Genomic DNA, 20,382 nt, shown 5'->3' with positions numbered 1-20,382 from the left:
AGTTACTTTCACTCCTTTCGACCTAAGTTAGGAAATATAGTTGTAAGGATGGACAGCAATAGTAAAGGGTGACTTTTAAAAATCATTTGTCTCATTGCTATAGATAATAGAAGTTCATGTTAAAAAAGGATGCTAAAGAACCGAGCGGGATATTCGCCGCTCAGGGCTAAAGAGAATAAAAATAGATATTATTGATAGCTATTTCATACACATTATGCTAAAGCAAAGCTCGATACAGTTTGCTTGTATACCCTTTTTATGAAGCTCTATTTAGAAGAAAAAAGCCTCTCTCAATCTATCTCAGGGGTTAGATGGAAAGGCAAATGTATAAAAAATGAAAAAAGGCCTGTGGATAAACAGAAAAATAATAACTTACATACGCAATTCAAGATTTACCAAGGAATGTTTTTACACTCAATGAAGATAATTTTAAAGAAAATCTAAAATTATAAACGCTATCCACAGCCTTGTAGAAAACTTTATCAAAAATCAGTGGAAAAACTATCCACACATTATCCACATTCTGTGTATAAGTTTTATTAGCATTAATTATTTCCACAAACTAAAACATAAATATAATACCAAATAAAACCGAATAAATCAATGGCTTTCAAATAGTTATCCACATATTCTATCTGTTGTGTGTTTCATTTGTAAACAACGCTATATTTTGTGGTTAAATTGTTTATTTTTTGTGTGGATAGAAAAACGGAGAAGAAAATTATTCGCTGCGGACTGTGGATAATAAAGGGAATTGCTGAAATAGAAATTTAATAATATCTGTACTAATAGCTGTGTCACTTTAGAATATAAAGGGGGATGGATGGAAATACTGTTTATTTAGAAGAAGAGTGCAGTATCTTCAAAAACTATTGTAGATGAAATAGAGATATCTTTAATTAAGAAAGGGTAAATAAAGCGGAGCTTCATTTGATAAAAATTAGTAAGAAAGATTTTCCGGGAAAAATTTAAAAGAAAGCATTGAAAAATGTGTGAGAAAGAAATGAAGCGGAATTTTATTAAATAGCCGGTTGACAAAATGAATACATTTTTCGTATAATATCAAGGACTGTCTAATGGATAAGTTATAAGCTATTTATAGTTTAAATATGAAACTTGGATTTTCCAAGGAGGTGCACACTCATGAAAAGAACGTTTCAACCAAATAATCGCAAACGTAAAAAAGTTCACGGTTTTCGCGCGCGTATGAGCACAAAAAATGGTCGTCATGTATTGGCTCGTCGTCGTCGTAAAGGACGTAAAGTTTTATCTGCATAAGCCACTGACAACTATCAGTGGTTTTTTTTCTGTTATTTAAAGGATATTGTGATTCCTGTATCGAATTACATACTTTATGCATTTAAGGATGGACAGGCTTTTGCTGGAATATAATGAATAGAAGAAGATGTATGTGGGTTAAATTAAAAGGTGATGACGGTGAAAAAACAATTTCGGATTAAAAAAAATGAAGAATTTCAGGCAGCTTTTAAGCATGGGAATTCATTCGCAAATAGACAGCTGGTTATTTATTATAGAAAGAAAGAAGATCAGGATCATATCCGGATCGGTTTGTCTGTTGGGAAAAAAATAGGCAATGCCGTTGTCAGAAATCGTATAAAAAGGTTGCTGCGGGTGTCTTTTCAAGAGTTAGAGAAGGATATTAAACCTTGTTATGATATTGTAATCATTGCCAGAAACCCAACGAAAACAATGAGTTACGAAATGATGAAAAAAAGTCTCTCGCATTTATTATATAAAGAAAAACTATTTAAGCACTCGAAGTAAGGACAAGTTTAAGATAGAATTCACAATGTAAATAAGCTAAAATAACAAGTAGAAGCATTGGGAATATTAAGGAGGAAAAGCTTTGCGCAAAAAATACGGGATATTAATCACTTTTCTCGTGTTAGCGGTTTTTTTAGCTGGGTGTACCCAAATTGATGAACCGATTACACCTGAAAGTGAAGGGTTTTGGAATACAGTCTTCGTTTATCCATTATCTTGGGTTATAACAAAGATTGCAGTGTTTTTAAATGAAAACTATGGCTTGGCAATTATTTTAGTAACAGTAGTTATCCGTTTAATATTAGTGCCATTAAACGTCAAACAAATTAAAAGTACGAAAGCAATGCAGGAAGTTCAGCCGCAATTACAGGAGCTTCAGAAAAAATATGCTTCTAAGGATGCAAATACACAGCAGAAATTGCAGCAGGAAACTATGCAATTATTCCAAAAAAATGGAGTTAATCCATTAGCTGGGTGTTTACCAATTCTTGTACAAATGCCAATATTTATTGCGATGTATCATGCGATTAGACGTACGACAGAAATTGCTACACATGATTTTCTTTGGTTCCAGCTTGGAACACCGGATTACATTTTGCCGATTCTGACAGGACTGTTTACTTTCTTACAGCAGAAATTAATGATGTCTACGAATTCAGCTGCAAACAGTAATCCGCAAATGAGATTACAACTGCAGATTATGCTTTATGTGATGCCGATTATGATTGGTGTAATGGCATTCTTCTTCCCGGCAGCATTAGCATTATACTGGGTAACAGGTAACATCTTTATGGTGTTCCAAACGCTTCTTATTAATAAGCCAATGATGTCAAAAAAATAAAATGTTATAATGAGGGAAGAAATTCCCTCATTATTAATAAGTGAAATAGTTAAACAGTTTTAAGTTTTATGAAAATACTCATAGCAATTATGAAGCTCTTCAGAAATTAAATATAGCGTTTATTTTCCGCATAGTTTATGGTTATATGTCCTTATTAAATAAAGGAAATTACGGACGCTTATGCTGAAAAATGGAGGGGAAACGATTGAGAGAAGTAACTGCAAGTGGTCAAACAGTTGAAGAAGCGGTTCAATCAGCTCTGGAGCAATTAGGAGTAGAGAAGAACCAAGTAGATGTTGAGGTCATTGATGAAGGTAAAAAAGGAGTATTTGGAATTTTTGGATCTAAACGAGCTTTTGTAAAAGTAACAGTAGCAAAGGATCCGATTGAAGAGACAGCTCAATTTATCAAAGAAGTTACTAGCAACATGAATCTCTCAGTAAAAATAGATACAGAAGTGAAAGAAAATCATGTAACGTATACAATGCATCATGAAAATATTGCAAAGCTTATCGGAAAAAGGGGTCAGACCCTAAATGCGCTGCAATATTTAGTGCATTTAGTCATTAATAAGCATAATGATACGTATTATACAGTAACATTGGATGCGGAAGGTTACCGTGCGAGAAGAAAGGAAACCTTGGAATCACTTGCGTTGAAAATGGGAGATAAAGCACAGAAAACAAAGAAACGAGTTGTACTGGAGCCGATGCCGGCATTTGAACGTAAAATTATCCATAGTGTTCTGCAGGATAAGCAGGTTTCTACTTATTCTGATGGTGTCGAGCCTCATCGTCATATTGTTATTAAACCTTAAAACCAAAGCCTGAGAATGCGTCAGATCTCTCAGGTTTTGGTTTTTTATATTCATCCACCATTAAAAAGAAGATTTTAACAATGTATTTAAAATTGTATTAGTGATTTTTGATACCGTTGTTTTTCCACTTCCTGAAACTCCTCCAACAACAATTATATAAGGTTTATTCATCGCATCCACCTCTATGGTTTAAAATGAATTATTCCATTGTAATATATCATAAATAGCACGTCTCGAAAAAATAATCTTAGCCTCAGTTCTATAAGCTAGAAGCAAATTAAATAGTTTTCTATTTATCATTTCACTTATCCACTAACAGAAAAAACAAAGAAATACGTTATACACATGTGGATAACAAGAGTGTTAAGGATTTAAAAGTATTCATGTGGATAAGTTTCTTTTTTTAAAAATCTATGTTATTCTTGATTGTTAGTGATAATAAAAATTAACGATTTAATTATAGATATAGAATGAAGGTAAGGCAGGTGAATAAAATGGATACAGATACAATAGCGGCAATATCTACTCCAATTGGCGAGGGAGCTATTGCAATTGTGCGTCTAAGCGGGCCAGAAGCAGTCTCGTTTGCCTCTGATGTGTTTGAAGGAAAGAGTCTGAAAGAGGTAGATTCTCATACGATTCATTATGGAAAAGTTGTTGATCCGGTAACGAGGGAATTAGCAGAAGAGGTCATGGTATCTGTGATGCGTGCTCCCAAAACGTTTACGCGTGAAGATATTGTTGAGATTAATTGTCATGGCGGTTTAGTATCTGTGAACCGTGTGTTAGAGATTATGCTGGCAAAAGGAGCTCGACTGGCTGAGCCGGGTGAATTTACAAAACGTGCCTTTTTAAACGGGCGTATTGATTTATCACAGGCGGAAGCTGTTATGGATTTAATTCGTGCAAAGACAGATAAGGCGATGAATGTGGCATTAAAGCAAATGGATGGACGTTTATCGAAGCTTATTCAGACGTTAAGACAGGAATTACTGGAAACAGTTGCTCATGTAGAGGTAAATATCGATTATCCAGAGTATGATGATGTAGAGGAAATGACGCATACCTTAATGGAAGAAAAGACCAAAGAGGTAGGGCTCGAAATAGAGAAGCTGCTGGAGGTTGCTGCGCAGGGGAAAATTCTGCGTGAAGGACTGGCAACAGCCATTATTGGCCGGCCAAATGTCGGGAAATCTTCCTTAATGAATACATTAGTCCAGGAAAATAAAGCAATTGTAACGGAAATTCCAGGAACAACAAGAGATATTATTGAAGAATATGTGAATGTCCGCGGCGTTCCATTACGTTTAGTCGATACAGCCGGCATCCGGGAAACAGAGGATATTGTAGAGCGCATCGGTGTGGATCGTTCCAGACAGGTATTGAAGGAATCAGATTTAATTTTATTTGTATTAAATTATAATGAAGCTTTGAGCGAGGAAGATAAAAAATTATTTGAAGCCGTTCAAGGATTAGAATATATTGTTATTATTAATAAGACAGATTTAGAACAGAAATTAGATTTAGAAGAGGTAAAGGCATTTGCTGAAGGGAAGTCTGTCGTAACAACTTCCTTAATTGAAGAGCAGGGTGTTGATGAGCTGGAGCAGGCAATTGCCAATACCTTCTTTTCTGGTGAAGTAGATGCAGGAGATTTAACTTATGTATCCAATGTACGCCATATCCAGCTGCTGAAGCAGGCAAAGCAGGCATTAGATGATGCCCGTGAAGCAATCGAACTGGGGATGCCTATGGATATTGTCCAAATTGACGTGACACGCTCATGGGAGTTTATGGGAGAAATTATTGGCGATACAGCAAGCGACAGTTTAATTGATCAATTGTTCTCTCAATTCTGCTTAGGAAAATAAGGGATATGTTTAATAAAGGAAAGGAAGAATAAAATGACTTACAATGCAGGAAATTATGATGTCATTGTTGTTGGAGCCGGCCATGCTGGAGTAGAAGCTGCGTATGCTTCTGCCCGTATGGGAGCAAAAACATTAATGCTGACATTGAACTTAGATATGATAGCCTTTATGCCCTGTAACCCATCCATCGGTGGACCTGCAAAGGGTATTGTTGTACGTGAAATTGATGCACTCGGCGGAATTATGGGGAAAATCATTGATAAAAGCTATATTCAAATGCGTATGCTGAATACCGGGAAAGGGCCAGCTGTACAAGCATTGCGTGCCCAGGCAGATAAACCGGTATATATGCAGGAAGTGAAGAATCTCGTTGAAAATGAAAAAAACTTAACTGTGCGCCAGGGAATGGTTAATTCTCTTATTGTAGAGGATGGTATTTGTAAAGGGGTTATTACAGAAACAAAGGCTGCTTACTATGCAAAATCTGTCATTGTCACTACTGGAACATTTATGCGCGGGAAAGTGTTGATGGGCGATTTAGAGTATGAAAGTGGTCCAAATAACCAGCGTGTATCCATTAAATTATCTGAAAACCTGGAAGAGCTTGGTTTTAACCTGACACGTTTTAAAACTGGAACACCGCCGCGGGTAAACAGTCATACAATTGATTATTCAAAAACAGAAATTCAGCCGGGGGACGAGAATCCGAAAAGCTTCTCTTATGAAACAACGGAAGTTATTGAAGATCAAATCCCTTGCTGGTTAACGTATACAAATGAATTTACACATCAGGTAATTAATGAAAACCTGACATTATCTGCGATGTATTCCGGTATGAAACGTGGAACAGGTCCAAGATACTGTCCATCTATTGAAGATAAAATTGTCCGTTTTAATGATAAACCGCGACACCAGATTTTCTTAGAACCGGAAGGAAGAAATACAGAAGAGGTCTATGTACAGGGGCTGTCGACATCTTTACCGGAATCTGTTCAGCATGAAATGGTAAAATCTGTTCCTGGTCTGGAAAATGCCGAAATTATGCGGGCAGGTTATGCCATTGAATATGATGCTGTCGTACCGACACAGCTTTGGCCGACATTGGAAACTAAACGTTTACCAGGTTTATTTACCGCTGGTCAAATTAACGGAACATCTGGTTATGAAGAAGCAGCTGGTCAAGGATTGATGGCTGGGATGAACGCAGCGGCAAAAGTAACAGGAAAAGAGCCGATTATCTTAGACCGTTCACAAGCTTATATCGGTGTAATGATAGATGATCTAGTAACAAAAGGGACAAACGAGCCTTATCGTTTACTGACATCCCGTGCAGAATATCGTTTATTACTTCGTCATGATAATGCAGATTTACGTCTTACAGATATTGGATATGACTACGGGTTAATTTCTGAGGAAAGATATGCAGCTTTCACCGCGAAGAAAGAGCAGGTGGAAGCTGAGAAAAAACGTTTAAATAAAATTGTTGTCAAACCGACAGAAGAAGTACAGAACGTAATGAAATCTGCCGGCGCTGCGCCAATGAAAGAAGCAGTAAAAGCATATGATTTATTAAAACGCCCGGAATTAACCTATGAGCATGTAGAAAAAATGATTGAAAATGGAGAGAATATTAGTGAGGATGTAAAAGAACAGGTAGCAATTCAAATTAAGTATGAAGGTTACATTAAAAAAGCAAGAGAGCAAGTAGCAAGAATGCTTAAAATGGAGGATAAGAAAATCCCTGCAGATATTGATTATACTGCTATCAACGGGATTGCAACAGAAGCAATTGAGAAGCTGAAAAAAGTCCGTCCGCTGTCTGTTGGTCAAGCATCCAGAATTTCAGGAGTAAACCCTGCAGACATTTCCATCCTTCTTGTTTACATTGAACAAGGAAATATTGCCCGAATTGCAAATTAAAATGAAGAAAATAGCGGCGTTATAGATACGTCGCTATTTTTCTAAATTGTATAGTGCTCTCTATTTTGATATATACATATAAGAACATAATACTTTAGGGGAGGGAATTATCTTCTTCCTGAATAAAAGAAATTATATAATAAGCTTACAACCTCTGAAAAAATAATGGCGTGATAAAGGAGACTGTTATGAAACCAGAAATATTTGTGCAATATTTGGAAGAAAAAGGGATAATATTAAATGAAGCACAGCAAAAAGCATTTGACATTTATTTCAAAGAGCTGGTCGAATGGAATGAAAAAATAAATTTGACAGCAATTACAGAAGAAGAGGAAGTGTATGAAAAGCATTTCTATGATTGTATTACTGCGGCTTTTTACACAGATATGACGCAGGAATTATCTATTTGTGATATTGGTGCAGGTGCAGGATTTCCCAGTATTCCATTGAAAATATGCTTTCCGCATCTAAAAGTAACAATCATTGATTCCTTGAAAAAACGGATTACTTTCTTGAATCATTTAGCGAATAAGCTGGAATTGACAGATGTAGCATTTTACCATGACCGTGCTGAAATTGCCGGAAAGAATGAGGCTTTTCGTGAAAAGTATGATTTGGTAACTGCAAGAGCAGTAGCCAGAATGTCCGTATTAAGTGAATTATGTCTCCCGTTTGTAAAAAAAGGCGGTTATTTTATTGCAATGAAAGGTTCACAGGCAAAAGAAGAACTGGAGGCAGGAAAAGCAGCAATTGAATTGCTTGGCGGAGAAGTAGAATCTATTGATACTTTTACACTTCCTCAGGATGCAGGTGAACGCTCTATTATTAAAGTGGCTAAAAAGCGTAAGACACCAAAAAAATATCCAAGAAAAGCAGGATTGCCAAATAAAGAACCAATTGAATAAATACTCTTTAGATTATTTAAACTCATTTTATATTTTTTCAGCGGTAGGTATGGTAAAATAAAACTATACATATCGATTGTTCGTTGTTGTATTTTGTGAAGCATAGATGCTATTATAGGAATATTATAGGTGTGGATTTATGATGTATATAGAGATACTTTAAAAGTCTCTAAATAATAAGCGGCGAGGTAATGACCTTCTACTAAAACTGTCCATGTTAAGTGGGGGAAGCAGGAGGTAACAGATTATATCGTCTTTATCTTCAAGAATGAATTCAGACCCATTTGAACATGTGCTTATAATAGATGAATTCATCAGATATTTATTTGGGAATGAATAGTGCTTCTATTAAAAATGTAAAGGCTTGATGATAGGCGTTATTTATTTTTAATATAGAAAAAATGACAGGATAACGAACCAATAAAGATAATGTTTCACGTGAAACATTATCTTTTAAGTGAAGATCAGGTATGAAATTAACATGAATGGGCTCAGTTAAAATAATTATTGCGTAAAGCCTCGAGCTTTTATTTTATATAGATGGAATAAAGAAATAGTTTGTTAATTTTAGAAGGTGGTGTCAGCAAGTGGTGAGTCCTTTTAATCGGATATTTGGAAAAAGCGATAAGGATCCAATTGATACGGACAAGGTTTCCTATTCTTCAGATGAAGTGATTCAACTCGATATCGATAAAATTCAGGCCAATCGCTACCAGCCACGAACGATTTTTCAGGAAGAAAAGATTAAAGAGTTAGCTCAAACCATACACACACATGGTATGATCCAGCCAATTGTCGTTCGTAAAATAGATGATGATTCTTTCGAATTAATTGCAGGGGAAAGAAGATGGCGGGCAGTTCAGCATTTAGGCTGGAAGAAAGTGTCCGCAATTATCCGTGAAATGAGCGATACAGAAACGGCCTCTGTTGCGCTGATTGAAAATTTACAACGTGAAGAACTGACTGTCATTGAAGAAGCTATCGCATATAACAAGCTGCTTGAGCTGCATGATTTGACGCAGGAAGCATTAGCACAGCGTCTTGGTAAAAATCAGTCTACGATTGCGAATAAGCTGCGGTTATTAAAGCTGCCAAAAGAGGTACAGGATGCTTTATTAAAGAAATTAATTACAGAAAGACATGCCCGTGCTTTAATTAAATTAAAAGACGAAGAGCAGCAGCTTCTTGTTTTAAAAGAAGTTCTTGAAAAGGAATGGAATGTGAAACAAACAGAAGAGCGAATTGCTAAAATCAATGAGCCAAAAGAAGAGAAGCGGAAGCCAAGACCTAAATTGAAAGGTATCAATAAAGATGTCCGAATTGCCATGAATACAATCAGGCAGTCGCTTAATATGGTATCAGATACTGGTGTTGACGTGGAATCAGATGAACAGGAACTGGAAGATTATTATCAAATAACTATTAAAATACCTAAACAAAAATAGTTGCGGAATTATCGGCATTTATGTTTTTTATTGCCCATCTTTAGTTGAGATGGGTATTTATTTTGAAGAGAATTAATATATAATAGGAGATATTAGAATTCGCAGGTGGTACTTTGGATAATTCTATATTAAAATTAAATTAAAATTTGCTAGAAAGCATCGTAATTTATAAATAAATGCTATGATAGTGAATAGAGAAGTGATTGCTCAAGTTTTTTTGATAAAAAGAATGAAAAATGCTGGATTTATTCAATTTATCATGGTAAAAGTGTCCGTGAAAAATCTGATTTCTTAACTAAGATGAAGAAAAGATAATAGATAATGGACTGGACACATACTGCCTGATTTGTTCCAGGGCCTTTATGAGGCGCCTTTGAAGTACTATCATTTAGCGGCAAAAGTTTGATGAACTCTGCTGAATGAACTTTCATTTTATCAAGAAAGATTTGAACAACCTCCGAGTAAGGTAGGTGTCAACATGGGGAAAATTATATCCATCGCAAATCAAAAAGGTGGCGTTGGAAAAACAACATCGTCTGTGAATGTCAGCGCTTGTTTAGCTTCATTGGGGAATAAGGTACTGCTCGTTGATACAGATCCTCAAGGAAATGCAACGAGCGGTGTCGGCGTTAATAAGGCAGATGTTAATCAATGTATCTACAATGTGTTAGTAGAGGATACGCCAGCAGAAGATGTCATTGTTTCTTCAAATTTAGAGAACTTGGATATTATTCCTGCTACAATACAGCTTGCAGGATCAGAAATTGAACTTGTTCCCATTATATCAAGAGAAATACGTTTAAAATCTGCATTAGGTGAGATAAAAGACCAGTATGATTACATTATTATTGATTGTCCGCCATCATTAGGGTTACTGACAATTAATGCATTAACTGCATCAGATACTGTAATGATTCCGGTACAATGCGAGTATTATGCATTAGAAGGACTGAGTCAGCTATTAAATACGATAAGACTAGTGCAAAAGCATTTAAATAAAGAATTAATGATTGAAGGTGTTCTTTTAACAATGCTGGATGCACGTACTAATCTTGGAATTCAGGTTATTGAAGAAGTGAAAAAGTATTTCCAGGATAAAGTATTTGAAACAATTATTCCAAGAAATGTTCGTTTAGGTGAAGCACCAAGCCATGGTCAGCCAATTATCTCTTATGACCCCAAATCCCGCGGTGCAGAGGTATATCTTGATTTAGCGAAGGAAGTGATGACAAATGCAGAGAGGGTTAGGTAAAGGGATTAATGCGTTGTTTCCAGAAGTAGAAAAAGATAATAAAGATAATATTCAAGAGATTGAATTATCTAAATGCCGTCCCAATCCTTATCAGCCGAGAAAGAGCTTTCAAGCAGACTCCATTGAAGAGTTAAAGGATTCTATCAAAGAATATGGTGTAATTCAACCAATTATTGTAAGGAAAAGTCTTAAAGGCTATGAAATTGTTGTCGGAGAAAGAAGATACCGGGCAGCGAAAGAAGCCGGATTCAAGACAATTCCTGCTATCATCCGGGAATTAACGGATGAGCGAATGATGGAAATCGCGTTGTTAGAAAATCTCCAACGTGAAAACCTGACTCCAATTGAAGAAGCACAAGCCTACGCCAATTTAGTAGAGAAGCTGAATATTACCCAGCATGTACTCTCTGAAAGATTAGGAAAAAGCCGTTCACATATTGCAAATATGATTCGTTTATTATCATTACCTGAAGAAGTTATTGCTTATATAAATAATGGAGAGCTGTCGATGGGACATGGACGGGCACTTCTTGGGTTAAAGAATCCGGAAGCTATCGTTGTTTTAGCAGATAAAATACGCAAAGAGAAGTTAAATGTAAGGCAAGTAGAAAAGCTTATAATAGAAATGAACGAAAAACAGGTGAAAAAACAGAAGAAGCCTAAAAAAGATATATTTATTCAGGAGAGAGAAACTGTACTTCGTGATGCTCTTGGAACAGCGGTTCATATTCATAAAGGAAAACAGAAGGGTAAAATTGAAATTGAATTTTATAATGACGATGATTTAAATCGCATTCTGGAATATCTTGAAAAATAAAAAATAGCCGATATATATTCTGTGACCATTCATTAGAATATATATCGGCTATTTTTATACGATTATAGATGTGAATAATAGTAGGTGGATATGGAAGAGAATGAGCCGCCAAAAAATGTCAATCAATACTACGACGGTGTTACGGCAGCAATCAATCAAATATGAACTAAAACATTAATAATCCGTAAACTTTTGACATGTGACTATAAATTTGAATAAAGCATAAAATGATAAATAAATAAGCAGTCAGTAAGACAGAATAGTATTAATGCTGCTGTCTCATTTTTTATAAAACTAAAAATGTCTCATTTATAGCTTGATTGTTCTGACAATAAGGCTTTCAAAACAAAGGTGTAACCGCTAACTTCAATATAATGGAAATAAAGTTTCCCTAACGAAAAATAATAGACAAGATAAAATTTACTTGACAAAACGAAATACAATGCATAAAGTAGGTGGTAGATAATAAAGTTTGCCTTGCGCAAAAAACGAGGGAGGAAGAAAGATGAAGAAAGCTTGGAAGAGGATATTGGGCTTTGCTATATTAATGGGGGTATTATTATTAGCGGCTTGCGGCTCAGATAATGATGAAGGCGAAGAAGGAGCTGCAGATGGTGAACCGATTGAAGTTGTTACAACTATTGCACAAATCGGAGAGCCGATATCTGAAATCGGCGGTGATCTTGTTAATGTAGAAAGCTTGATGGGACCTTCTATTGATCCGCATTTATATGATCCTACAGAGAGTGATATATCAAAATTGCAAGAAGCAGATGTAGTATTGTATAGCGGTTTAAATTTAGAAGCTAATATGGTTGAACCATTAGAGTCTATTGGTCAAGAAAAGCCAGTATTAGCAATTGCTGATACGTTACCGGAAGATGAACTGCTAACGGATGAAGAAGGTGCAACTGACCCTCACGTATGGTTTGATTACGAATTATGGCAGCAGGCATTGGATGCGGGTGTGGAAGAGTTAAAAGAGTACGCACCAGAATATGCTGATCAATTGGAAGAAAATAAACAAGCATATTTCGAAAAGCTGGACCAGTTAGGGGCAGAAGCAGAAAAATTACAAGACATTCCTGAAGATCAGCGCTACCTGGTAACTGCACATGATGCATTTAGTTATTTTGGAAGAATGAATGACATTGAAGTAGTGGGCTTGCAAGGAATAAGTACAGAAAGTGAAGCAGGAGTTTCTGACGTCAATGATACAATAGCTACAATTGTAGAACATAGTGTTCCAGCTATTTTTGTAGAAAGCAGCGTTAATCAGGATACGATAAATGCAGTAATCGAAGGAGCTGCCAATCAAGGTGTTGATGTTGAAATTGGAGGAGAATTATACTCTGATGCAATGGGAGAAGAAGGTACAACGGAAGGTACTTATATCGGAATGTATGAACACAATATAAATACAATTTATGATGCATTATCTGGAGGAGATGAGTAAAGTGGTATCATCTGTTATAAATGTGGATGATTTATCTGCTTCCTACCAAAAAAATAAAGTATTAAATAATGTAGGTTTTGAAGTGAAGGAAGGAACAATTACAGCAATTGTCGGTCCTAATGGAGCCGGTAAATCAACATTAATTAAGACTATGTTAGGACTTCACCCTAAGCTGACCGGAAAAGTCAGTTTTTGGGGCAGTTCTTTTAAAACCGCAAAGAAGAAAATCGGTTATGTTCCTCAGCGCGGATCTGTAGACTGGGATTTTCCTACGGATGCGCTTGATGTGGTAACGATGGGTCTATATGGAAAGATTGGCTGGTTTCGGATTCCTTCAAAAAAAGATAAAGAGAAAGCGATGAATGCCTTAAAGAAAATGGGAATGGAAGCATACGCACATCGGCAAATCAGCCAGTTATCAGGAGGGCAGCAGCAGCGTGTATTTTTAGCGCGGGCGCTGGCCCAAGATGCGGAGCTATACTTTATGGATGAACCATTGGCAGGAGTAGATGCATCCACAGAAAAAGCGATTATGACAATTTTGAAAGAATTAAAAAGCAATGGAAAAACTGTTTTAGTCGTCCATCATGACTTACAAACCGTCCCTGAATATTTTGACCATGTTTTATTTTTAAATAAAACAGTATATGCATATGGTGAAACAGAAGAAGTATTTACAAAGGATAATATTGCAACAACGTATGGTGGAGATATGCAATGGGTTGGAAAGGGAGATCAATATGTTATCCAATCTAGTTCACATTAATACGCTGTGGGTGATGGCGAGTACAATGATTCTGGGAATTGCTGCCGGCGGAATTGGCTGTTTAGCTTATTGGAAGAGACAAAATCTGATGAGTGACGCCTTGTCCCATGCGGCTCTTCCCGGGGTTGTTGTAGCTTTCTTGATTATTCAGGAAAAAAATCTGTTATTGCTTGTCATTGGTGCTGCTCTTAGCGCTCTGTTAGGAGCGTTCTTTATTCAATGGTTTACAAGTGCAAGCCGAATTACTGAAGACACAGCCATGGGGATGACATTATCTGTCTTTTATGGTGTCGGAGTGATGCTTTTGGCGATTGCCAACCGTTCTCCCGGGGGAAATCAGAGCGGGTTAAATAACTTTATTTACGGGCAGGCTGCGGCAATGGTACGTTCCGATGTTATTACTATGGTTGTATTGGCAGCAATTGTTATTTTTATCATATTCATTGCTTTTAAGGAATGGAAATTATTTTTATTTGATCCTGATTTTGCGAAAGGCATCGGATTATCCATACGTGGTATGAATGTGCTTTATACCATTGTACTGGTTACAACGATTGTTATTGGCATACAGGCTGTCGGTGTTATTTTAATGGCGGCAATGTTAATTATTCCAGCTGTAAGCGCGAGGTATTGGACCCATTCTTTTAAAATGATGATATTACTCTCCTCAGTTATTGGGGGAGCATCGGGTGCATTTGGTACATGGGTAAGTTCAACTGGCAGTGGTCTGCCAACTGGACCATTTATCGTACTTACTTCCGCAGCAGTGTTTACTATATCATTATTTTTCGGAAAAGAGCATGGGATTGTTATTCGCTATATCCAGTTTAAAATGCAACAGCGATCCTCACGTCTGGATCATCAGCAAGTTATGACAGAGAAAGGAGGAAGATCACAATGAGCTACTCCATGTGGATTATTTTAACAGCATCTCTGGTCGGTTTATCCTGCGGATTGATTGGGGTCTTCCTTATTCTTAGAAAACAGGCAATGATGGCAGATGGAATCAGCCATACCGTATTATTAGGTATTGTATTAGCTTATATGGTGACACAGGAGGTCAGTGGGCCGGCGATGCTGATAGGTGGTATTTTTGCAGGAATTCTTACTGCGTTTCTGGTTCAAACATTATCGAGCTTGAAGGTTCGGCATGATGCCTCCTTAGGTATTGTTTTTACGTCACTGTTTGCTATTGGTGTTATTCTAATCTCTACTTCGGTCGGTAATGTCCATTTAGATGTAAAGCACGCTCTGATGGGAGAGATTACATTTATTCCATTTACAACGATGGATATTCCTTTGATTGGGTCTATTCCCAAAGCGACAGCATTACTTTTACTCGTATTGTTGGTAGTGATATTCTTCATCGTTGCTTTTTATAAAGAATGGAAAATTACTTCGTTTGATGCAGCGCTGGCAGCGAGCTTAGGAATTCCGGTGATATTCTTTCACTATTTATTTATGACGCTTGTATCAGTAACAACAGTTGCTTCCTTTGATGCAGTCGGTGCGATACTCGTGGTTGCGATGCTAATTACGCCTGCAGCGGCAGCTTATCTATGGACAGATAAGTTAATTGTAATGCTGTTTCTCAGCGGCGGATTCGGTGTATTATCAGCCATTATCGGTTATTGGATTGCAACATGGCTGGATACATCTATTTCCGGCTCCATGGCACTTGCGACAGGATGTATCTTTTTTGTAACCTTTCTGCTTTCGCCAAAGCACGGTCTGATTTCAAGATTGGTGCGTCCGGCGGAGTTAAGAGAGGAACAGGAAGCATAAAATATTTTTGTGAAATAAAGGAGTTTCGTATCTGAGATAGGATATGGAATTCCTTTTTCTTTTGCTATACTACTAATAAAAGAAAAATAGTGGGAGTAATCAACCTATGGCGAAAATCTTAGTAGTGGAAGACAATAACGAAATCAATCAAATGTTAGTAGAGCTATTATCAGAAAGCTATCATGTAGTAGGGGCCTATTCGGGAACGGAAGGATTACTTTTGTTTCAACAGGAATCTCCTGATTTAGTATTGCTGGATATCATGCTGCCTGGAAAGAATGGTGATCAGGTATTATCAGAGATTCGCAAAGCCAGCCAAGTACCTGTGATTATGCTGACAGCTTTGGGGGAGAAAAGACTTGTCAGTGAATATTTGCTGAATGGAGCTAATGATTATATTACGAAGCCTTTTGATGATGATGAATTATTTGCCAGGGTGACGGTCCAGTTACGTCATTTTAGACAGGATCTCAAGACAGATAGTCTGCGGTACATTAAAAATATTATGGTAGATATGTCTAATTTTGAAATTTCACGTAATGAGGAAAGCGTGCGGCTTGGTAAGAAGGAATTTGAAATTCTAACATATTTGTTAGAGCATCCTAATCAGATTTTTACGAAAGAGCAGTTGTACGAAATCATTTGGAAGGAGAACTACTTGCCGGGAGATAATTCCTTAAATGCACAGCTGAGTAATTTGCGGAAAAAGATTGCTGTGTTAGATTCAGAAGAAGAATATATTGAAACAATCTGGGGCATCGGTGTACGTCTGGCAGGTGATAAGAGATGATCATCCTGGTTATTTTATCAATCGGTATATGCTGTTTTTTTGCTTTTCTCTATTTTCAGCAAAAAAACGCTCTAAAAAGATTATTGGTTGATATAGAAGCGAAGAAAGTCTCTGAAACTAATTTGCTGTTAACAAGTAAGACACAGAATACGGAAGTAGAAAAAGTAATAAATGCGTTTAACCTGCTTTTTGAAGAGCTGAGAGAGACGAAAGTGACAAGCCGGCAAGAACAGGAGACATTAAAATTAGCTCTTCACAATATTACCCATGATATTCGTACGCCGTTGACAGTTGCCAGCGGTTATACGCAGCAGCTTTTGAAAAAGAAAACAAACGAACAGGAAATACTAGAGAAAATTCAAGATAATATACGCACAGTTTCTGGGCGTGTAGATATTTTATTAGAATACCAAAACCTTTTAGAGCAATCTATTAAACCTATCTTTCAGACAGTGAATCTTACAGAGCTTGTGAAGCAGGAATTATTACAATACTATGATGCTCTTCAGGAAAAGGATTTTGACGTTGATATTGATTTAGAACAGGCGTATATGATTACAAATGATATCGATTTGTTAAAGCGGATTATGCAAAATATTTTTGGAAACGTTTTAAAACATGGCAGAGATTGGTTACAGGTTCGTGTAAGTGAAACACAAGAGAGGATCCAGGTAGAAGTAGTCAATCGGGAGAGGCAGCCCATTAAGAATTTAGAAAAGCTGACGACACGTTTTTATTCAGAAAACATGTCAAAAACAGAGGATTCCTCTGGATTAGGTTTATATATTGCAAGAGAACTGGCCGAATTAACAGGCGGTTACCTGTTTATTCAAGAGAAAGAAGATTTATTTATGGTGATCTTAGATTGGCCGCATGCATAAAAAGCAGGGGAGAGTGTCGGGTTAAATAAAAGAAATAAGGTTCTATGCTTGTTAGAAGTAATAGAACCTTATTTCTTTTGTAATACAAACATTGTTCTTATAAGCTTTTATGGCGAAAAGCCTGATAAGCGATATAATTCATAACAATAATAACACCTAAGCTGAAGCCCAGGAAAGTCAGCCAGGAAAAATCCGGTAAGTCACGTATCCAAGCAAAATTAATCCCATATTGAAAGTCGAAATACTTGAGCCAGCCGATGTTGAAAAAAGCGCTTAAAACATTGATAATCAATGGGATTACAATGATAATGATAACACTGCTTACATTGGAAAATGTGATAACCAGAATGCAAAGGCCAATGATAAAAATGGCCTGGAAAGCTATAAATTGGATTCCTATTGTTTGTAAAGCATTCATCCAGAAATCCTTTGGAGCGGTACCAATTCCATTCTTAACAGCAGCGGTAAGAAAAGCAAAAGTATAATAAAAAAGAAATTGCAGGGCTGTGACTACGATGAAAATCAAATACTTCGACCCGAAGTATTGAAGACGGGAAACACCGGAAGTCAGTTGATTTTTATAACTCTTATGGACAAAATCATAGCCTGCAATCATAACAAGTAATGGCAGACAGAAATAAATCAGGAAGCTAGCCATGCTGGAAAAAGCGATGAATGTCTGATAGCTGTCCCAATCATGAACCTGCAAATGGCTTTGCATATCTGTAGGTTCCTCTAAAGTATTTACACCAACATTCCCTGTAGCTTCTGCTGAAACGCTAATGACTACAAACAGGATTAATAAAAACTGGGTAATATAAAATCCTTTTGTGTGAAATAAACGATAAAGATCTGCACGTACCGCATTAACCATAGGTAATCTCCTCCATCTCGTCACGAACTAAGCTTGTGAAATATTTTTCTAAATCTTGTTTTTGGTAATAGATCGCATCGATAGGAATTTGCTGCTGCACCAGCAAAACAACAATGTGATTGATTTGATGTGAGTCATCGAAAATATGCATCGTATCTTTGGCAATAATCTTAATTTGATAATGATTTTTTTCTTTCAATACACGACTGGCATTATCCATCTGTGAAGTCTGTAATACAATATACTCTTGACTCAGTGTCTCAAATTCATTTTTTGAGATTTCTTTCACTAATTCACCATGATGGATAATTCCAAAACGGGTAGCCACATGATAAAGTTCAGATAAAATATGACTTGAAATAATGATGGTCATACCTTGTTCCTGCTGCAGCCTTTTTAACAATTGGCGGAATTCTATGATGGAGAGGGGATCTAACCCGTTAATCGGTTCATCCAGTATAAGAAAATCAGGCCGGGACAAAATGGCGATGGCAATCCCCAGCTTCTGTTTCATTCCTAAAGAATAATTTTTGAATTTCTTTTTATCTTTTGGATCCAATCCTACGATATCCAGCGTCTTCCGGATAATAGCTTTTTCGTCGGTAATTCCCCGTAATTTGCAGTAATAGGCAAGGTTTTCCCAACCGGAAAGTGATTCATAGGCAACTGGGATCTCAATAACACTGCCGGTTCTGCGTAAAGCCTTTACCCAGGTTTTTTCTGATGAAGACCCGAATAAAGCAATCCGTCCATTAGTGGGATCAATTAACTTCACAATGGATTTTAATAATGTTGTTTTCCCCGCTCCATTTCTGCCGATTAAACCATAGATTTCTCCTTTTTGTATGGACAAAGAAATATCTTTAAGAGCATATTGGTTTTTATATTTCTTATTTAAGTTTTTAATTTCTAATACAGTCTCCATTTCGCTTGCCTCCCATTCTTTATAATTTATATCATAAAGGGTGTTTCTCAGATTTTGCTCAATCAATTCTCAAATGTTTCTAAAAAATCATAAGCTCAGGGTAATTTTTAATAGATTTATAATCAAGAAAAAGGATTGCAAATTAATTGAAATTTGATTATAATGCTCCTTAACTCTTTATCCGAAAGGAAGGCTTGAAAACAGGATAAAATACTGCTACATATAAGAGTATAAATAGATAAAATTACTATATAAATTTTAATCGTATATAAAAAGAAACTTTAATTATTGGGAGTTTTACGGACTGCATAATAAAAAAGCTGAATTGTGTTTATAGACTTATTTATCATTATATAAAACATATTTAAACAGAAATGTTTCACGTGGAACATTTCTTGAGAGGACTTTGTAAAATAAGCTTGATATTGTTGTTTTACAGAGATTTTTGGGTGGGGGACTGAGAATGTGATTGCTCATTCTGGCAAACCTTTTGCGGTGTGGTAAAACCTCTTTAAACGGGAGGTCTGAAAGTGGCTTTATTTGGAACAATTGTTAATTTAGCATTTATTATTATTGGAAGTATTATTGGATTATTTTTTACAAAAATACCCGAACGGTTTAAAGAGACGGTTATGAATGGAATAGGGCTTGCCATTGTTTTGATTGGATTGCAAATGGCTTTGCAGACGGAGCAAATCATTGTTGTCTTACTAAGCCTGCTATCGGGAGCAATCATTGGGGAGGGCTTAAAGGTAGAAGAGGGGTTAAACCGTTTTGGGAAATGGATAGGTTACCGTTTTGCCACTAATGAAAATGACACAAGCATCTCTCAAGGGTTTGTTACAGCTTCTCTTATATTTTGTGTCGGAGCAATGGCGATTATCGGAGCTTTAGACAGTGGTATCCGAGGAGATCATGGTATCTTGATTACAAAAGGAATTATTGATGGATTTACTGCACTTGTATTAACAACAACATTAGGTATTGGTGTTATCTTATCAGCAATTCCAGTTGTACTTTATCAGGGTTCGATTACACTTTTGGCAACACAAATTGACAAGTGGGTGCCGACTGCTTTTTTAGATGGTTTAATTGTAGAGCTGACAGCAGTTGGCGGACTTCTTATTTTGGCGATCGGTCTAAATTTATTAAATATCACCAAAATTCGTATCGGAAATTTATTACCCAGTATTTTGACGGTAGTGATTGTTTATTATGTATTTACATTATTTTAGAAATGAAAAAAATCGGG

The 20,382-nt window shown here is 36.5% G+C and carries 19 protein-coding genes; 17 read left to right on the top strand and 2 right to left on the bottom strand.

Annotation, left to right across the window (positions count from 1 at the left end; all coding sequences use genetic code 11):
• The first annotated feature begins 1,143 nt into the window (after window positions 1–1,143).
• The 16 genes from rpmH to MHH51_RS23275 all read left to right on the top strand — a co-directional run bounded on the left by rpmH (window position 1,144) and on the right by MHH51_RS23275 (window position 17,331).
• Window positions 1,144–1,278, top strand: coding sequence for a 50S ribosomal protein L34 (rpmH, locus tag MHH51_RS23350; RefSeq protein ID WP_080871878.1), 135 nt, complete (start codon window positions 1,144–1,146; stop codon window positions 1,276–1,278).
• Between the two features lie 159 nt (window positions 1,279–1,437).
• Window positions 1,438–1,785 (top strand): ribonuclease P protein component, encoded by a 348-nt coding sequence (rnpA, locus tag MHH51_RS23345; protein WP_156986310.1) that lies wholly within the window; start codon window positions 1,438–1,440, stop codon window positions 1,783–1,785.
• An 82-nt stretch (window positions 1,786–1,867) separates the two neighbouring features.
• A complete protein-coding gene (gene yidC / locus MHH51_RS23340) occupies window positions 1,868–2,626 on the top strand; it encodes a membrane protein insertase YidC (protein WP_147212583.1) in 759 nt (252 codons plus the stop codon).
• A gap of 205 nt (window positions 2,627–2,831) precedes the next feature.
• Window positions 2,832–3,443 carry an RNA-binding cell elongation regulator Jag/EloR gene (jag, locus tag MHH51_RS23335; RefSeq protein WP_339283890.1) on the top strand — a complete coding sequence of 204 codons (612 nt, stop codon included), beginning with the start codon at window positions 2,832–2,834 and terminating at the stop codon, window positions 3,441–3,443.
• A gap of 494 nt (window positions 3,444–3,937) precedes the next feature.
• The gene (mnmE, locus tag MHH51_RS23330) at window positions 3,938–5,314 is read left to right on the top strand and encodes a tRNA uridine-5-carboxymethylaminomethyl(34) synthesis GTPase MnmE (protein WP_156986309.1); all 1,377 of its coding nucleotides are present in this window, start codon (window positions 3,938–3,940) and stop codon (window positions 5,312–5,314) included.
• A gap of 33 nt (window positions 5,315–5,347) precedes the next feature.
• The gene (gene mnmG, locus MHH51_RS23325) at window positions 5,348–7,234 is read left to right on the top strand and encodes a tRNA uridine-5-carboxymethylaminomethyl(34) synthesis enzyme MnmG (RefSeq protein WP_339283887.1); all 1,887 of its coding nucleotides are present in this window, start codon (window positions 5,348–5,350) and stop codon (window positions 7,232–7,234) included.
• Between the two features lie 188 nt (window positions 7,235–7,422).
• On the top strand, window positions 7,423–8,139 hold the full coding sequence (rsmG, locus tag MHH51_RS23320; RefSeq protein ID WP_339283885.1) for a 16S rRNA (guanine(527)-N(7))-methyltransferase RsmG: 717 nt from the start codon (window positions 7,423–7,425) through the stop codon (window positions 8,137–8,139).
• Between the two features lie 587 nt (window positions 8,140–8,726).
• Window positions 8,727–9,584, top strand: a complete 858-nt coding sequence (gene noc / locus MHH51_RS23315; protein ID WP_147212588.1) for a nucleoid occlusion protein — start codon at window positions 8,727–8,729, stop codon at window positions 9,582–9,584.
• A 478-nt stretch (window positions 9,585–10,062) separates the two neighbouring features.
• Window positions 10,063–10,836, top strand: a complete 774-nt coding sequence (locus MHH51_RS23310) for an AAA family ATPase (RefSeq protein WP_077602784.1) — start codon at window positions 10,063–10,065, stop codon at window positions 10,834–10,836.
• A complete protein-coding gene (locus tag MHH51_RS23305) occupies window positions 10,817–11,653 on the top strand; it encodes a ParB/RepB/Spo0J family partition protein (protein WP_339283882.1) in 837 nt (278 codons plus the stop codon). Before MHH51_RS23310 ends, MHH51_RS23305 begins: the two co-directional genes overlap by 20 nt.
• Window positions 11,654–12,158: 505 nt before the next feature.
• Window positions 12,159–13,109, top strand: coding sequence for a zinc ABC transporter substrate-binding protein (locus MHH51_RS23300; RefSeq protein ID WP_339283880.1), 951 nt, complete (start codon window positions 12,159–12,161; stop codon window positions 13,107–13,109).
• Window positions 13,102–13,875: a metal ABC transporter ATP-binding protein gene (locus tag MHH51_RS23295; protein WP_339283878.1), complete on the top strand. Its 774-nt coding sequence runs from the start codon at window positions 13,102–13,104 to the stop codon at window positions 13,873–13,875. The genes MHH51_RS23300 and MHH51_RS23295 overlap by 8 nt, the downstream gene beginning before the upstream one ends.
• Entirely contained in the window at window positions 13,850–14,776 is a 927-nt protein-coding gene (locus MHH51_RS23290) for a metal ABC transporter permease (protein ID WP_339283876.1), read from the top strand. The genes MHH51_RS23295 and MHH51_RS23290 overlap by 26 nt, the downstream gene beginning before the upstream one ends.
• A complete protein-coding gene (locus MHH51_RS23285; RefSeq protein ID WP_147212593.1) occupies window positions 14,773–15,660 on the top strand; it encodes a metal ABC transporter permease in 888 nt (295 codons plus the stop codon). The genes MHH51_RS23290 and MHH51_RS23285 overlap by 4 nt, the downstream gene beginning before the upstream one ends.
• A 106-nt stretch (window positions 15,661–15,766) precedes the next feature.
• The gene (locus MHH51_RS23280) at window positions 15,767–16,450 is read left to right on the top strand and encodes a response regulator transcription factor (RefSeq protein WP_339283873.1); all 684 of its coding nucleotides are present in this window, start codon (window positions 15,767–15,769) and stop codon (window positions 16,448–16,450) included.
• Window positions 16,447–17,331, top strand: a complete 885-nt coding sequence (locus MHH51_RS23275; protein ID WP_339283871.1) for a HAMP domain-containing sensor histidine kinase — start codon at window positions 16,447–16,449, stop codon at window positions 17,329–17,331. The genes MHH51_RS23280 and MHH51_RS23275 overlap by 4 nt, the downstream gene beginning before the upstream one ends.
• Before the next feature lie 97 nt (window positions 17,332–17,428).
• Here MHH51_RS23275 and MHH51_RS23270 read toward each other — a convergent pair whose 3' ends face one another.
• Window positions 17,429–18,205: an ABC-2 transporter permease gene (locus tag MHH51_RS23270; protein ID WP_147212596.1), complete on the bottom strand. Its 777-nt coding sequence runs from the start codon at window positions 18,203–18,205 to the stop codon at window positions 17,429–17,431.
• A complete protein-coding gene (locus tag MHH51_RS23265; protein ID WP_339283869.1) occupies window positions 18,198–19,130 on the bottom strand; it encodes an ABC transporter ATP-binding protein in 933 nt (310 codons plus the stop codon). Before MHH51_RS23265 ends, MHH51_RS23270 begins: the two co-directional genes overlap by 8 nt.
• A 530-nt stretch (window positions 19,131–19,660) precedes the next feature.
• Here MHH51_RS23265 and MHH51_RS23260 point away from each other — a divergent pair.
• Window positions 19,661–20,365, top strand: coding sequence for a DUF554 domain-containing protein (locus tag MHH51_RS23260; RefSeq protein ID WP_339283867.1), 705 nt, complete (start codon window positions 19,661–19,663; stop codon window positions 20,363–20,365).
• Window positions 20,366–20,382 lie beyond the last annotated feature (17 nt).

The sequence above is a fragment of the Oceanobacillus sp. FSL K6-3682 genome, from assembly GCF_037976165.1.
GTDB lineage: Bacteria > Bacillota > Bacilli > Bacillales > Amphibacillaceae > Oceanobacillus > Oceanobacillus sojae.
The sequence above is the reverse complement of the archived record's forward strand: the minus strand, read 5'-3'. Positions and strand labels throughout refer to the sequence as shown.

Bases quoted from the DNA above. Each gene is read 5' to 3' on its own strand.
- rpmH (WP_080871878.1), top strand. From the start codon at position 1,144: ATGAAAAGAACGTTTCAACCAAATAATCGCAAACGTAAAAAAGTTCAC.
- mnmE (WP_156986309.1), top strand. From the start codon at position 3,938: ATGGATACAGATACAATAGCGGCAATATCTACTCCAATTGGCGAGGGA.
- mnmG (WP_339283887.1), top strand. From the start codon at position 5,348: ATGACTTACAATGCAGGAAATTATGATGTCATTGTTGTTGGAGCCGGC.
- rsmG (WP_339283885.1), top strand. From the start codon at position 7,423: ATGAAACCAGAAATATTTGTGCAATATTTGGAAGAAAAAGGGATAATA.
- MHH51_RS23310 (WP_077602784.1), top strand. From the start codon at position 10,063: ATGGGGAAAATTATATCCATCGCAAATCAAAAAGGTGGCGTTGGAAAA.
- MHH51_RS23305 (WP_339283882.1), top strand. From the start codon at position 10,817: ATGCAGAGAGGGTTAGGTAAAGGGATTAATGCGTTGTTTCCAGAAGTA.
- MHH51_RS23300 (WP_339283880.1), top strand. From the start codon at position 12,159: ATGAAGAAAGCTTGGAAGAGGATATTGGGCTTTGCTATATTAATGGGG.
- MHH51_RS23295 (WP_339283878.1), top strand. From the start codon at position 13,102: ATGAGTAAAGTGGTATCATCTGTTATAAATGTGGATGATTTATCTGCT.
- MHH51_RS23290 (WP_339283876.1), top strand. From the start codon at position 13,850: ATGTTATCCAATCTAGTTCACATTAATACGCTGTGGGTGATGGCGAGT.
- MHH51_RS23285 (WP_147212593.1), top strand. From the start codon at position 14,773: ATGAGCTACTCCATGTGGATTATTTTAACAGCATCTCTGGTCGGTTTA.
- MHH51_RS23280 (WP_339283873.1), top strand. From the start codon at position 15,767: ATGGCGAAAATCTTAGTAGTGGAAGACAATAACGAAATCAATCAAATG.
- MHH51_RS23275 (WP_339283871.1), top strand. From the start codon at position 16,447: ATGATCATCCTGGTTATTTTATCAATCGGTATATGCTGTTTTTTTGCT.
- MHH51_RS23270 (WP_147212596.1), bottom strand. From the start codon at position 18,205: ATGGTTAATGCGGTACGTGCAGATCTTTATCGTTTATTTCACACAAAA.
- MHH51_RS23265 (WP_339283869.1), bottom strand. From the start codon at position 19,130: ATGGAGACTGTATTAGAAATTAAAAACTTAAATAAGAAATATAAAAAC.